The 13,605-nt window shown below is 68.8% G+C and carries 13 protein-coding genes; 3 read left to right on the top strand and 10 right to left on the bottom strand.

Annotated features, from left to right (window positions below; translation table 11 throughout):
* Positions 1 to 185: 185 nt before the first annotated feature.
* Complete coding sequence (locus E0H92_RS30565; RefSeq protein ID WP_131463970.1) at positions 186 to 800, top strand: TetR/AcrR family transcriptional regulator; 615 nt, start codon at positions 186 to 188, stop codon at positions 798 to 800.
* Here E0H92_RS30565 and E0H92_RS30560 read toward each other — a convergent pair.
* The 3 genes from E0H92_RS30560 to E0H92_RS30550 are packed head-to-tail and all read right to left on the bottom strand — an operon-like array spanning position 789 to position 3,451.
* Positions 789 to 2,027 carry a hypothetical protein gene (locus E0H92_RS30560; protein WP_131498690.1) on the bottom strand — a complete coding sequence of 413 codons (1,239 nt, stop codon included), beginning with the start codon at positions 2,025 to 2,027 and terminating at the stop codon, positions 789 to 791. The genes E0H92_RS30565 and E0H92_RS30560 overlap by 12 nt on opposite strands.
* A complete protein-coding gene (locus tag E0H92_RS30555) occupies positions 2,024 to 2,467 on the bottom strand; it encodes a sigma factor-like helix-turn-helix DNA-binding protein (protein ID WP_131463966.1) in 444 nt (147 codons plus the stop codon). The genes E0H92_RS30560 and E0H92_RS30555 overlap by 4 nt, the downstream gene beginning before the upstream one ends.
* 27 nt (positions 2,468 to 2,494) lie before the next feature.
* Entirely contained in the window at positions 2,495 to 3,451 is a 957-nt protein-coding gene (locus E0H92_RS30550; protein ID WP_131498689.1) for an NAD(P)/FAD-dependent oxidoreductase, read from the bottom strand.
* Positions 3,452 to 3,501: 50 nt separating this feature from the next.
* Between E0H92_RS30550 and E0H92_RS30545 the strand changes: the two genes are divergently transcribed.
* On the top strand, positions 3,502 to 4,077 hold the full coding sequence (locus tag E0H92_RS30545; protein ID WP_131498688.1) for a helix-turn-helix domain-containing protein: 576 nt from the start codon (positions 3,502 to 3,504) through the stop codon (positions 4,075 to 4,077).
* Between the two features lie 11 nt (positions 4,078 to 4,088).
* A complete protein-coding gene (locus E0H92_RS30540) occupies positions 4,089 to 5,048 on the top strand; it encodes an asparaginase (RefSeq protein ID WP_131498687.1) in 960 nt (319 codons plus the stop codon).
* On the opposite strand, the gene E0H92_RS30535 is transcribed toward E0H92_RS30540, so the two are convergent.
* From E0H92_RS30535 to E0H92_RS30505, 7 genes are read right to left on the bottom strand one after another with little or no spacing between them, the layout of a single operon-like run.
* The gene (locus tag E0H92_RS30535; RefSeq protein WP_131498686.1) at positions 5,045 to 6,256 is read right to left on the bottom strand and encodes an RNA polymerase sigma factor; all 1,212 of its coding nucleotides are present in this window, start codon (positions 6,254 to 6,256) and stop codon (positions 5,045 to 5,047) included. The genes E0H92_RS30540 and E0H92_RS30535 overlap by 4 nt on opposite strands.
* Entirely contained in the window at positions 6,234 to 6,641 is a 408-nt protein-coding gene (locus tag E0H92_RS30530; RefSeq protein ID WP_131291840.1) for a YciI family protein, read from the bottom strand. The genes E0H92_RS30535 and E0H92_RS30530 overlap by 23 nt, the downstream gene beginning before the upstream one ends.
* Before the next feature lie 60 nt (positions 6,642 to 6,701).
* Positions 6,702 to 7,889: a signal recognition particle-docking protein FtsY gene (gene ftsY / locus E0H92_RS30525; RefSeq protein ID WP_202873911.1), complete on the bottom strand. Its 1,188-nt coding sequence runs from the start codon at positions 7,887 to 7,889 to the stop codon at positions 6,702 to 6,704.
* Between the two features lie 43 nt (positions 7,890 to 7,932).
* Complete coding sequence (cydC, locus tag E0H92_RS30520) at positions 7,933 to 9,546, bottom strand: thiol reductant ABC exporter subunit CydC (RefSeq protein WP_131498685.1); 1,614 nt, start codon at positions 9,544 to 9,546, stop codon at positions 7,933 to 7,935.
* Positions 9,543 to 11,168: a thiol reductant ABC exporter subunit CydD gene (cydD, locus tag E0H92_RS30515; protein ID WP_131498684.1), complete on the bottom strand. Its 1,626-nt coding sequence runs from the start codon at positions 11,166 to 11,168 to the stop codon at positions 9,543 to 9,545. The genes cydC and cydD overlap by 4 nt, the downstream gene beginning before the upstream one ends.
* Entirely contained in the window at positions 11,165 to 12,148 is a 984-nt protein-coding gene (cydB, locus tag E0H92_RS30510; RefSeq protein ID WP_131498683.1) for a cytochrome d ubiquinol oxidase subunit II, read from the bottom strand. The genes cydD and cydB overlap by 4 nt, the downstream gene beginning before the upstream one ends.
* Positions 12,149 to 12,158: 10 nt before the next feature.
* Entirely contained in the window at positions 12,159 to 13,562 is a 1,404-nt protein-coding gene (locus tag E0H92_RS30505; RefSeq protein WP_131498682.1) for a cytochrome ubiquinol oxidase subunit I, read from the bottom strand.
* Between the last annotated feature and the right edge of the window lie 43 nt (positions 13,563 to 13,605).

Below are 13,605 nucleotides of genomic sequence, written 5' to 3'. Positions count from 1 at the left end.
CCGCACACGGTGTCGGCGCGCCGTTTCAGCCGATCGGTCCGTTTGTTTCAGGCATGTGACAAAGCGGGCTCCCAGGTGACATCGAGGTGACATGACTCACCGAAGGCCGACTTGTGGCACTCTGGCCTGGACCACACGGGCCCGCAGCCGCGCCACTGCACCCGTCCGAGCTGGGGAACGACGAAATGGAGCCGAACCACGGGGTGAGGCCGCGCCGCGGCAGACCACGGGACCCGGAAGCGGAGCCGAGGATCCGCAGGTACGCCGTGCAACTGCTGCTGGAGCGGGGATTCGAAGGAATGACGGTGGACGACGTCGCCGAGGCCGCGGGGGTCGGCAAGGCGACGATCTACCGGCGGTGGGCCAGCAAGGAGCTGCTCGCCAACGACGCGATGGCCGAATTGTTCGACCTGGAGATCCCGGACGCGGACACCGGTTCGATCGCGGAAGACCTGCGCCAGGTCTACCGCGTCGCGCTGACGTTCGCGAACAGCGAGTACGGCCGGGCGATGATTCGCCTGGCGGTCTCGGAGGCGAACCGCGACGCGCGGTCCGCCGCGATCTACAGAGGTGTACTGGAGCGCCGGATCGAGCTCACCCGGCAAGCACTCGAACGCGCACGGGCGCGTGGCGAACCGATCAAGAGCACCGCGGACCCGGTGCTGATGGTCGAATGGATGGCCGGGGTGTTCGTGATCCGAGCCCTGACCGGACAGCCGATGCCGCCGACCGAAGACGCCGATCGCCTGGCCGACGTCACTCTGCGCGCGGTACTCGAGATGCCTGTCTCAGAGCCGTAGTCCGGGGCCCAGAGCCACCTGGTCCACGCGCATCTCGGTGACGCGCCGGACCCGTCCGGTCTCGAGGTTCCAGGCCAAGACCCAGCCGTGGACCCGAAACAGCACGTTGCTGTCGTCGTACCAGCCGAGTACGACGCAGCAGCCTGCCTCACGCACGAACGGACGATCCCCCGCCCCCTCGTAGGTCGGGGGATTGTCCTGTGGCTCCCCGAGCACCAGCAGCCGGCTGGGCAGCGTCCGCAGGGTGGAGATCGCGGCCAGCACCTGAGGCTGCGACACCCTCGTCGGGACCTCCGGGAGCTTCTCCGCGACGAAGACGCGCGCCGCGGCGGTGTTCGACGACATCGTCTGCCCCTGCCACGACCGGACCGGCAGGGTGAGCGGACTGTCCTCCATCCACCGGCCGTTGAACAGGTACCGCATGACGGCGCCGGTCTGGATCCGGTACGGCGCCGTGACCTCGGCCGGATCGTTCGTCGCGGAGACCTGGATCACCGCCTGCTCTCCGTCACCGCCTTCTCCGACGACCACCTGGTACGCGGCACCTGCCCCGCTGACCAGCACGCGCTGCTCGTCCTGCACCCAGGACACGCTGCGGAACTCACCGCCGCCAGGTAGGGGGAAGTGCGAGATCTCAGCCGTCGTCGCATTCACCGTGATCAGCTCACCCGGCTGAGGGAACGCGACGATCCGGCCGTACGGAGAGACCGCTCCCGGGCTGAGCGGCGACTCGCCGCCGACCGGGACCAGGCCGATGTCGGCCTGAGCCCACGACCCGTCCCCGCCGAGCAGCACTGGTGCGTAGCGGTCGCCCTGCTTCACCAGAACGACGGCCGCGACGCTGTCCAGGGTGTGCTTCGCCAGCGGACGCACCTTGTCCGGTAGCTCGAGCCGATCGCCGAGCGGCGTCTCGAGCCGGTCGAGGAAGCGTTCGCTCCCGGGCGGTGGCGCGACCCAGAAGTCGATCCCGCTGATCTTGCCGGAGGCCTCGACGTATCCGGGCGGATTCGGCGGGGGTGTGATGTCGGCGTTGCCCGACGTACCGACCTCGATCAGGATCGAGGCGACGATCGCCCCCACGATGAAGGCGATCACGCCGAGTACGACCAACCGGCGCCGACGGCGACTTGCCTGCACGCCGGCTGCCCACGCCACGTCTGCCAGATCGGGCTCCGGTAGCCGGTCGGCTGCCTGAACCAGCAGGGGCTGGACGTCCTCTCGTCTCATCGGGCATCACGCCAGTCGCCCGCACCCAGCGCGCTACGGAAGCGGCCGAAGGCGCTCATGCCGTGAGCGTGGACGGCGGTGTGCGAGAGACCGAGCAGCTCGGACACCTCGAACTCGGTCAGCTCCTCCAGGTGCAGCAGCACGAACACCGTGCGTTGTGCCGGCGTCAGCTCGGCCAGTGCGAGCTTCACCTGGTCGTCCTCGTCCGGAAACGGTTTCGCCCGGTTCCACGGCCGCATGGCCGGCTGGTAGAGCAGCCGCTGCACGAAGGCGTCCGGGTCGTCCACCCTGGTCCAGCGCACGGACAGCTGCGTGAAGGCGCGCAGCAGTAGCTCTTCGGCTCGGTGCAGGTCGCCGTACACGAGGTACGCCGTACGGAGCCATCTGCCCTGCCGCGCATCGACGAACGAGGCGAAGTCCGGGTCGACCGTGTCGTGCATCCACCCTCCCGGCCTCTATTCAACTCCTCAACTACTGCGCGCTGCTACAGCCAGACGCGTCTCTTCGGTGATCAGATCGAAGTTGATACCACCTGCGGCAGCCAATCCGGCCGCTGCGGACGGCATGACCTGCGCCATCGGGTTGCTGACGTTGCCGGCGGCGAAGACACCGGGGACCTGTGTGGCACCCATGCCGTCGACCTGGATCGCAGTACCGACCTCTACGCCGTTCGCCTCCACCAGAGTGGTCTCCAGGCCCAGGTCGGCCAGGAAGCCGGCACGTGCCCGAATGGTCGTCTGAATCGCCAGTGCCTGGCGCGGAACGACCTTGCCGCCCTCCAGCCGCACACCGGTGATCCGGCCGGCAGTGATCTCGACCTGCTCGACCTTCCCTTGTACTACGGCGATTCCGCGCGCAGCCAACTCCTCCCACTGCTCCTCGGTCGGCTCCGGCGCAGTGTGCAGGAACAGCGTCACGTCATCACTCAACTGCCGGAAGAGCTGCACCTGGTGCATCGCCATGGAGCTGGTCGCCAGCACGCCGATGGCCTGGTCCCGCACCTCCCAGCCGTGGCAGTACGGGCAGTGCACCACGTCCTTCCCCCAACGCTCCGCCAGCCCAGGTACGTCGGGCAGCACGTCGGTCAGCCCTGTCGTCACCAGCAGCCGCCTGCCCCGGTACGTCGTACCGTCGGCCAGCCCGACCGTGAACCCGTCGTCATCGCGCGACGCGGTGGTCACCGTGCCGTCCACGAACTCGCCGCCGTACCCCTGCACCTCCTGGCGGCCGACGGCGTAGATCTCCCGGGGCGGTACGCCGTCACGGGTCAGGAAGTTGTGGACGCCGTCGGCGGGCGCGTTGCGCGGCGTACCGTCGTCGATCACCAGGACCGACCGGCGGAACCGGACCAGCGCCAGGGCACCGCTCAGCCCGGCCGCGCCGCCGCCGATCACGATCACGTCGTACTTCATTTGAGAACTCATACCCCGAGGGTGCGTGGTGATTTTCATTTTCGACAAGTAATGTTGCCGGTATGGCAAACGACGAGGACGTTCTCGAGTCGGTCGGACCGCGGCTGCGGGCGCTCCGGGCCGAGCGTGGCACCACGCTCGCGCAGCTGTCCGAGACGACCGGCATCTCCGTGAGCACGCTGTCCCGGCTGGAGTCCGGACAGCGCCGGCCGACGCTGGAGCTGCTGCTGCCGCTGGCCAGGGCGCATCAGGTGCAGCTGGACGAGTTGGTGGACGCACCGCCGACGGGAGACCCGCGGATCTACCAGAAGCCGATCAAGCGGCATGGCACCATTCACATCCCGCTGAGCCGGCGACCGGGCGGCTTGCAGGCGTTCAAGCAGATCCTGCCGGCCGGATACCCGGGCAACGACGTGGTGCAGAAGACCCACGAGGGCTACGACTGGTTCTACGTGCTGTCGGGCCGAATCCGGCTGAAACTCGGTGACCAGGACTTCATCGTCAAGGAGGGTGAAGCGGTCGAGTTCGACTGCCGGGTGCCGCACTGGTTCTCCAATCCGGGCCCTGGACCGACCGAGGTGCTATGTCTGTACGGCCCGCAAGGGGAGCGGATGCACGTCCGAGCTCGCACGACCTGAGGAGAGACCTAGTGAGCGTTGCGTTGTTCACGCTGGGCGGGACCATTTCGATGGCCGGTACCCATCGCCTGACCGGTGACGACCTGACCGCGGCGATGCCGGGGCTGCGCGAGCTCGGTCGTCCGGTCGAGATCCAGGACATCGAGAAGGTGCCCAGCGCCAACCTGACGGCCGCCAAGCTGCTCGAGGTCGTCGACGCCGCCTCCAAGGCCGTCGCCGCCGGGGCCGTGGGCGTCGTCGTCACCCAGGGAACCGACACCCTCGAAGAGAGCTCCTTCCTCGCCGACCTGGTCTGGCCGCACCCGCAGCCGCTCGTGTTCACCGGTGCGATGCGCAACCCGACGCTGGCCGGTCCTGACGGCCCTGCGAACCTGCTGGCCGCGCTGCGCGTCGCCTGCTCCCCCGCGGCACGTGACCTCGGCGCACTGGTCGTCTTCAAGGAAGAGATCCACGCGGCCCGCTGGGTGCGCAAGACGCACAGCACGAGTACGGCGACGTTCGTCTCACCGAACACCGGTCCGATCGGCCATGTCGTCGAAGACCAGGTGCGCGTACTCACGCGGCCGCTGCGGCTGGACGGCGTACAGGGCAGTGCTGAGCCCGCCGAGCTCGACAACATCCACGTCGCGCTCTACACCGTCACACTCGACGACGACGGCCTGCTGCTGCAGGGCCTGGCCGACACCCACCAGGGGCTCGTCGTCGCCGGGTACGGCGTTGGGCACGTGCCTGCTGCGTTGGCGCCCGTTCTCGGCGAGCTGGCGGCCCGGATGCCGGTGGTGCTCACGTCACGCACTGGCGCCGGCTCGATCGTCCGTAACACGTACAACTCTCCCGGCTCGGAGATCGACCTGCTGCAACGCGGTCTGATCGACGGCGGGTTCCTCGACCCGTACAAGGCACGTGTCCTGCTCCGGTTGCTCCTGGCAACAGACGACGACCTCGCCGCGGCGTTCGCGCAGTACTGCTAGCTGAGGGACGCGGCCTTGGTCATCAGGTAGTCGCGTTCCGGCAAGCTCGTCGTACCGCGGGCCGCCGCCCGGAAGTGCTCGGCGGCGGTCTCGCGGTCGCCGCGCATCTCGTAGAGGTGTCCGCGGGTGGCGTCGAGCCGGTAGTGGCCGGCCAGCTCGTCGTCCAGCGGTGCGAGGAGCTTCAGGCCGGCGTCCGGTCCGTCCACCATGGCGGCGGCGATCGCGCGGTTGAGCTTCACCATCGGGTTCCCGGACAGGTCCTCGAGGAGGCCGTACAGCCCGAGGATCTGCGGCCAGTCGGTGTCCTCGGCGCGGTCCACCTCGTCGTGCAACGCCGCGATCGCTGCCTGGATCTGGTACTCGCCCAGCGGAGGCGTGCCGAACGCCTCGACCGCGAGTGCCACGCCTTCTGTGATGGCGTCGTGGTCCCAGAGCGACCTGTCCTGCTCAGCCAGCGGGATGATCTCCCCGCCCTTACCGGTCCGCGCTGTGCGCCGGGCGTCGGTCAGCAACATCAGAGCGAGCAGTCCGACGACCTGTCCGTCGTCCGGCAACTGAGTGCGGACGGCGCGCGTCAGACGAATCGCCTCGCTGGAGAGGTCGCTGCGGTGCAGCTCCGGACCACTGGTGCTGGTGTAGCCCTCGTTGAACATCAGGTACAGCACGTGCAGCACGTTGCGCAGCCGGTCCGGGTCGGCGTCCAGTTCGAAGCTGGAGCCCTTGAGCTTCGACTTCGCCCTGCTGATCCGCTGCGCCATCGTTGCCTCCGGCACGAGGTACGCCGTGGCGATCTCGGCCGTGGTGAGGCCGCCGACCGCCCGCAGGGTCAGTGCGATCGCCGAGGCCGGTGTCAGCGTCGGGTGGCAGCACAGGAACAGCAATCGGAGCGTGTCGTCGTGCTCCTCGACCTCGCCGGCCGGAACCTCTCGCAGCGCGGCGCGCTCCTCGCGGCGCCGACGCGCCTGCTGCTGGCGGACCTCGTCGATCAGCCGCCGGGAGGCCGTTTGGATCAGCCAGCTCTTCGGATTGTCCGGCCGGCCGGCCCGCGGCCAGGTGGTGGCTGCCGCGAGCAGTGCCTCCTGGACCGCGTCCTCGGCCGCGGCGAAGTCACCGGACCACCGCACGACGGCGCCGAGGACCCGCGGCGTCAGCTCCCGCAGCAGGTCCTCGAGCTCGCCGTCCGGTTCAGAAGTCGTGGAGATCGGCATCCGACTCCATCACGCGGCGGACCTCGATCGGTTGCTCGATCGGCACGCCGCCGGGACCGGGTGCGGCCGACTGCCACGCCGCGATCTCGTAGGCCCGCTCCTCCGACTCCACGTCGATCATCGTGTAGCCGGCCAGGACCTCCTTGGACTCGGCGTACGGACCGTCCGTCAGCACGGGCGCGGTCACGCTGGCCGCCCGCACCACCTTGGCGTGCGACGGCCAGGTCAGCCCCTGGACCTCGACCAGCTCGCCGCTCTGCCGCAGTCGCTCGATGCCCTCGCCGAGGTGGTCCATGTGGGCCTTCATGTCGGCCTCGTCCCACTCCAGCATCGGGGTCTCGCAGTTGCCGCCGTCCATGTTCATCAACAGCATGAACTTGGTCATGTCATCTCCTCCTAGTAGAGCCTTTACCCGGGAGACGGAGCCGGTCGAGGGTTCTCTACATCAGTCCAGCAACGCGTCGACGAATTGTTCGGGCTCGAACGGGGCAAGGTCGTCCGGACCCTCACCGAGGCCGACCAGCTTGACCGGTACGCCGAGTTCGCGCTGCACCGCGATCACGATGCCGCCCTTCGCCGTACCGTCCAGCTTGGTCAGGACCAGCCCGGTGACGTTGATGACCTCCGCGAACACGCGGGCCTGGGTGAGGCCGTTCTGACCGGTGGTGGCGTCGATGACGAGCAGTACCTCGTCCACTTCGGCTGCCTTCTCGATGACGCGCTTGACCTTGCCGAGCTCGTCCATCAGGCCGGTCTTGGTGTGCAGGCGGCCGGCCGTGTCGACCAGTACGACGTCGGCGTCGTCCGCGATGCCTTCCTTGACCGAGTCGAACGCGACGCTCGCCGGGTCGCCGCCCTCCGGACCGCGTACGGTGCGGGCGCCGACGCGCTCACCCCAGGTCTGCAGCTGGTCGGCGGCGGCCGCGCGGAAGGTATCCGCGGCGCCCAGAACGACCTTCTTGTCCTCGGCGATCAGTACGCGGGCCAAACGGCCGACGGTGGTGGTCTTGCCGGTGCCGTTGACCCCGACCATCAGCACGACGGCAGGCTGCCCGTCCTTGCGGCTCGCGTTGAGCGACCGGTCCAGCGACGGGTCGACCAGGTCGATCAGCTCCTCGCGGAGGATCTCCCGGGCCTGTGCGGCCCCGACGCCCTCGACGCGCATGCGGGTGCGCAGCTTCTCGACCAGCTCCTGCGTGGGCGCCACACCGACGTCAGCGGTGATGAGCGTGGTCTCGATGTCCTCCCACGCCTCCTCGTCGAGCTTGTCGCGGGACAGCAGCGCGAGCAGCCCCTTGCCGAGGGAGCCCTGCGAGCGCGCCAGCCGGGCGCGGAGCCGGACCAGCCGGCCCTGCGCGGACTCGGGCTTCTCGATCGTCGCGGTCGCCGCGGGCTCCGGTAGCTCGGTGTCCTCCAGCGTGCGGGTCGGGGTGTCCCGCGGTTCCTCCGCGTCCTCACCGACCTTCGGCTCAGCGGCCTCGACCGCGGCCTTAGGGGCCTCCGCCGGCAGCTCGGCGCGGCGGCGCCGGGCGACGACCAGACCGGTGGTTCCGACGACCAGAACGACCGCGATCACCACGACGATCGTCAGCAGAGCCTGGTCGGTGAGCAGAGAAACGAGCAGTGAGGTCACGGTTCCCCATCTTGACAGACACCGGGCCCGCCGCCCGCATTTGTCACGTCAGGCAAACCAGTTGTCGCGGTACGTGAGGAGGCACCAACTCGGGGCGATGGGTGAGCAGGACCACGGTCCGGCCGGCCGCCGCTCCGAACACGTCGGCGAGCAGCGCCCGCCCGGTCTCCTCGTCCAGGTGCTCGGTGGGCTCGTCGAGCACCAGTACGTCGCGATCGGCCAGCAGCAGCCGCGCGAACGCGAGCCGCTGGCGCTCACCACCCGACAGCCGCGCGCCGTGCTCGCCTACCAGGGTGTCGAGCCCTTCCGGCAGCTTCTCGACGAGCACCCCGAGCCGGGCCCGGTAGAGCGCCTTCCACAGCTGCAGGTCGCTGGCACCCGGCTTCGCGAGCAGCAGGTTCTCCCGGATGCTCGTGTCGAACACATGGCTCTCCTGGGTCAGCAGCCCGACCACGGACCGCACCTGGTCGCCTTCGAGCCTGGCCAGGTCCACACCGTCCAGCAGCACCTCTCCCCCGCGAGGCTCGAGGAACCGGAGCAGTACCGAGGCCAGCGTGCTCTTGCCCGAGCCGCTCGATCCGGTGATCACCACACGGCTCCCGGCCGGCATGTCCAGGCTGAGTCCAGTGAGTACGTCGGCGCCGTCGTACCCGGCTCGCAGCAGATTCACCTGCAGGTCGCGTCCTGCGGGGAGGGGCAGTGGGCTGATCGGCTCGCTGACCGGCGCGGGGGTGTCTACGAGTTCCTGCACCCTGTCGAGCGACGCCCGTACCCGGATGGCCAGTTGGGCGGCTGCCGGGATTCCGCCGAGTACGTCGGCCAGTGCGAGCGGGGTGAGGACCAGTACGGCGAAGACTGCGCCGGTGATGTTCGCCGTACTGCCGAGGACCAGTGCGGCCACGCTGGCGCCGCCGACGCACAGGACGAGCAGGGCACTGCCGAGGCCGGCGCTCCAGGCGGACCGGCGTTCCGCGGCCGCCAGATGCGCGTCGCGGCGGCTGAAGTCGTCCAGCACCGAGTCGATCGCGTTGTAGGCGACCACATCGGCTGCGGTGAGCAGGGACTCGGTCGTAGTGGCTGCGACGTCGCCACGGGCACCAGCTAGGTTGCGCTCGGCTCGCTCGGCGGTGCGGGCAGTCAGCCACGGTACGACGGTGCACGCGATCAGGACCGCCAGTGCGACAGCGGCGCCAGCTGCCGGAAGCAGCATCGCGAGGAGGCCTACCGTGGCTGCTGCTGTGACGGTGGCGACCGCAATGGGTAGGAGCACCCGTAGCCAGAGGTCGAGGACCGCATCTACGTCCAGCACGAGCCGGGCGAGCAGATCACCCTTCCGCTGTGAACCGAGTGGTGCGAGCTTCTCCAGACGCCCGGTGATGCGCGCACGAGTCTCCCCCAGCACCCGGTACGCCGCATCGTGCCCGACGAGCCGTTCGACGTACCGGAAGACGCCGCGCCCCACACCGAAGGCACGCACTGCCACGATCGGGACCATCAGCAACAAGACGGGTGGTTGCGCCGACGCTGCTGTGATCAGCCAGGCCGAGGTGGCGAGCAGGGCCACAGCTGACCCGGCAGCCAGGACACCAAGCACCAGCGCCAGCAACAGGCGCCACATCACGGCACGCTGCGGGCGCGCCAACTGCAGGCTCTTCATGCGTTCACCAACTCTCGGACGCCTACGGTGACTGTGCGGTCGGCGGTGGTGATCAGGGTGGGGCGGTGGGCTACCAGGAGGACTGTGCGGCCGGTGGAGCGGAGGCTGGTGATGACGGCGGCCTCGGTGTCGGCGTCCAGACCGGCTGTCGGTTCGTCGAGCAGGAGGACCGGGGCGTCGGTGATCAGCGCACGGGCCAGGGCAACTCGACGCTGCTGGCCACCTGAGAGCTGCTGGCCTTGCTCTCCAACCGCCTTGTCCAGTTGCAGTTCGCCTGCGCCTGCAGTGATGAGCGCCAAGCGAACCTCGTCGTCCGAAGCGTCCGGCCGACCCAACCGCACGTTATCGGCCACCGTCCCCAACCGCAGGCCGGGACGCTGCGGGACCCACGCGAACTGGCGGCGCCACACCACCGGATCGAACTCATCCGCTGCACTGCCTGCAGCAACGACCACACCGCGCTCCGGCTCCACAAACCCGAGCAGTACGGCGAGCACTGTCGACTTCCCAGCACCACTCGGTCCGGTCAGAGCCACCACCTCCCCCGGCCGCAACTCCAGATCGAACCCCTGCAGCGCCGGCGCCTCCCGCCCCGGGTAGGTCACCGTCACGTCGTACAGGTAGAGCGGACTCACCCGCAGATCGGGTACGTCGGTGCGCTCGCCACGCGCGGGCAACGGTGTCTCCAGCACGCGGAACACCTCCTCGCTCGCCGCGACCCCGTCCGCGCTCGCGTGGAACTGCATGCCGACCTGTCGCAACGGCAGGTACGCCTCCGGCGCAAGGATCAGCACCATCAACGCGGTCTCGAGCCCGAGCTTTCCGTCAACCAGCCGCAGACCAACACCAACTGCGACCAAGGCGACCGACAGGCTCGCCAGCAGCTCCAACGCGAACGAGGACAGGAACGCGAGCCGCAAGCTCCCCATCGACGCAGCGCGGTGCTGGTCGGTCACCCGGCGTACCGCGGACTCCTGCGACTTCGCGCGGCCGAACAGCTTCAGCGTGGTTAGTCCGCCGACGACGTCCGCGAAGTGATGCGCCAGCACGGCCAGCGCGTGCTGACGTTGCCGGCTGCGCGCCTGTGTCACCCAGCCGATCAGGGCCATGAAGATCGGGATCAGCGGCAGAGTGATCAGCACTGTGCCAGCGGCGATCAGGTCACCGGTTGCCATCCAACCGATCACGCCTGCGGGCACAGTGGCCGCTAGGACGAGCTGCGGCAGGTAGCGGGCGAAGTACGGGTCCAGATCGTCCAAGCCCTTAGTGAGCAGGGTTGTCAGCGCACTGCTGCGTTCACCACTCAGCCAGACCGGTCCTAGCTTCAGCGAGTGCTCCAGCACCTGCCGCCGCAGCGTGGACTTCACCGCGGCGGCTGCGCGCTGTGCGACCACCTCCTGCACCCACACCAGCACCCCCCGACCTGCAACGACTGCTGCCAGCCCCCAGGCCACAGCAGTCACCGAGCTGCCTCGCAGTACGACGCCGGCGATGCCGTGAGCGAGCAGCACTGCCTGCACGATGATCAGCACGCCACTGACGATGCCGATCAGTACCGACGCGGCCAGGAAGTCCCGGGCGCCACGGGCCCGCTTCAGCAACCGCGGGTCGAGCGGCTTCATGCGACCACGACCCGCTTGCGGAACACCCAGTACGTCCAGCCCTGGTACAGCAGCACCAGCGGCATGAAGATCGCCGTGATGATCGTCAACGCCTTCAACGTGTACGCCGACGACGCCGCCTCGACCGCGGTCAGCGTCGAACCCGGATCGAGCGTCGACGGCATCACATCCGGGAACAGCGCGACGAACAACGACACCACGGCCAGTCCGATCGCGAGCGTCGTACCGACGAAGGCCCAGCCCTCGCGGCGCAGGAGGTTCGCGACCAGGCCGCCGGCGAACGCCACCACCGCGGCGACAGTCACGACGATCGAGACGGTGTCTCCGCGCAACGCCTGCGCCCACGCGAGGAAGGCGATCGTCAGGACCGCGGCGACAGCGCCGGTGCGGGTCGCGAGCCGGTTGGCGCGAACGCGCAGGTCGCCGGTCGTCCGCAGCGCGAGGAAGATCGCGCCGTGCGTGACGAACACCGCGACGAAGGTCAGGCCGCCGAGCAGGGCAAACGGGTTGAGCAGTGTCCCGAGGCCGCCGACGTACTCATGCGAAGCGTCGAGCGGTACGCCGCGGACGATGTTGCCGAAGGCAACGCCCCAGAGCAGCGCGGGCAGCACCGACCCGGCGACGATCATCGCGTCCATCCGCGCGCGCCACACCGGCTCGTCCCGTTTGCCGCGGTACTCGAGTGCGACGCCGCGCAGGATCAGCCCTACCAGGATCGCGAACAACGGCAGGTAGAACCCGCTGAACAGCGTCGCGTACCACTCCGGGAACGCCGCGAAAGTGGCCGCGCCGGCCATGATCAGCCAGACCTCGTTCCCGTCCCAGACCGGGCCGATCGTGCTGATCGCGGCCCGGCGTTCCGGCTCGTTGCGGCCCAGCACGCGGTACAGCATCCCGACTCCGAAATCGAAGCCCTCGAGCACGAAGTACCCGGTCCACAGCGTCGCGATCGCGACGAACCAGACAGTCGTCAGTTCCATCAGAGACCCCTCAGTACGCGAACGACAGTGGTTTGTCGGGCTGCTCCGGTGACTCCTCAGGCGGCGCGTCCGTCCCGGCCAGGCCACCCCGGATCGTCCGCAGCAGGAGCTTGGTCTCGACCACCGCGAGAACGCCGTACAGCGCGGTGAACCCGACCAGCGACGTGATCACCTCGCCGCTCGTCGTACCGGGTGAGACGCCCGACGCCGTCGGCAACAGACCGAAGACCAGCCACGGCTGCCGGCCGGTCTCGGTGAAGATCCAGCCGAACGTGTTCGCCGCCAACGGCAGCAGCGGCAACGGGGCCGCCAGCCAGACCAGCCAGCGGGTCGGAGCCCGGCCGCGGCGCGTGGTCCACAACAGCCACAGCGCGACCGCGGCGGACGCCATCCCGACGCCGATCATCAACCGGAACGTCCAGTAGGTCAGCGGAATGTTCGGTTTGTACGACCCCGGTCCGTACAGCTGCTCGTACGCGTCCTGCAGCGAGTTGATCCCCTTCACCTCGCCGTCGAAGTGCCCGGTGGCGAGGAAGGACAACAGGTACGGCACCTTGATCGAGAAGATCTCCTTCGAACCGTCCAGGGTCCCGATCGTGAACGCCGAGAACGACGCCGGCTTCTCGGTCTCGTACAGGGCCTCGGCCGCCGCCATCTTCATCGGCTGCACCTCGGTCATCACCTTGCCCTGCAGGTCACCGCTGATCGCGACGCCGGCACTGGCCACCAGGACGATCGACGCGCCGATCTTCAGCGCCGACCGGAACACGTCCCGATCCGTGTCGGGCCGACGGACCAGGTGCCACAGCGCGACACCGGCGACGAACGCGCCGCCGACCATGAACGCGGCGAAGATCGTGTGCGGGAAGGTGACAAGGACGACCTTGTTGGTCAGCACCGCCCACAGATCGGTCAGCTCGGCCCTGCCCCGCTCGGGATTCACGCGGAAGCCGACCGGGTTCTGCATCCACGAGTTCGCCGCGAGGATGAAGTACGCCGAGAGCTGCGTGCCGAGCACCACCATCCAGATGCACCCGAGATGGACGAGGCGAGGGAGCCGGTCCCAGCCGAACATCCACAGGCCGATGAACGTCGACTCGAGGAAGAACGCGAGCAGCCCCTCGAGCGCCAGCGGGGCCCCGAACACGTCGCCGACGAACCGGGAGTAGTCGCTCCAGTTCATCCCGAACTGGAACTCCTGGACCAGGCCGGTGACCACGCCCATCGCGATGTTGATCAGGAACAGCTTCCCGTAGAACTTCGTCAACCGGAGGTACTTCTCCTTCCCGGTCCGGTACCAGGCGGTCTGCAGGCCGGCGGTGATCGCGACCAGCGAGATCGTCACCGGCACGAAGAAGAAGTGGTACACGGTGGTGATCGCGAACTGCCACCGGGCCAGATCCAGCGTGTCCATCGGGAGGGCCTCCCAGCCATCTACGACGTGTCGTAGTAGATGC

The organism is Kribbella speibonae (assembly GCF_004331375.1).
Classification (GTDB): domain Bacteria; phylum Actinomycetota; class Actinomycetes; order Propionibacteriales; family Kribbellaceae; genus Kribbella; species Kribbella sindirgiensis.
This window is presented reverse-complemented; position numbering and strand designations above follow the sequence as displayed.

What these genes read in the sequence shown, in the direction of transcription:
- cydB (WP_131498683.1), bottom strand. Translation starts at nt 12,148, where the DNA reads ATGGAACTGACGACTGTCTGGTTCGTCGCGATCGCGACGCTGTGGACC.
- cydD (WP_131498684.1), bottom strand. Translation starts at nt 11,168, where the DNA reads ATGAAGCCGCTCGACCCGCGGTTGCTGAAGCGGGCCCGTGGCGCCCGG.
- E0H92_RS30505 (WP_131498682.1), bottom strand. Translation starts at nt 13,562, where the DNA reads ATGGACACGCTGGATCTGGCCCGGTGGCAGTTCGCGATCACCACCGTG.
- cydC (WP_131498685.1), bottom strand. Translation starts at nt 9,546, where the DNA reads ATGAAGAGCCTGCAGTTGGCGCGCCCGCAGCGTGCCGTGATGTGGCGC.
- E0H92_RS30550 (WP_131498689.1), bottom strand. Translation starts at nt 3,451, where the DNA reads ATGAGTTCTCAAATGAAGTACGACGTGATCGTGATCGGCGGCGGCGCG.
- E0H92_RS30560 (WP_131498690.1), bottom strand. Translation starts at nt 2,027, where the DNA reads ATGAGACGAGAGGACGTCCAGCCCCTGCTGGTTCAGGCAGCCGACCGG.
- E0H92_RS30545 (WP_131498688.1), top strand. Translation starts at nt 3,502, where the DNA reads ATGGCAAACGACGAGGACGTTCTCGAGTCGGTCGGACCGCGGCTGCGG.
- E0H92_RS30555 (WP_131463966.1), bottom strand. Translation starts at nt 2,467, where the DNA reads ATGCACGACACGGTCGACCCGGACTTCGCCTCGTTCGTCGATGCGCGG.
- E0H92_RS30530 (WP_131291840.1), bottom strand. Translation starts at nt 6,641, where the DNA reads ATGACCAAGTTCATGCTGTTGATGAACATGGACGGCGGCAACTGCGAG.
- E0H92_RS30535 (WP_131498686.1), bottom strand. Translation starts at nt 6,256, where the DNA reads ATGCCGATCTCCACGACTTCTGAACCGGACGGCGAGCTCGAGGACCTG.
- E0H92_RS30565 (WP_131463970.1), top strand. Translation starts at nt 186, where the DNA reads ATGGAGCCGAACCACGGGGTGAGGCCGCGCCGCGGCAGACCACGGGAC.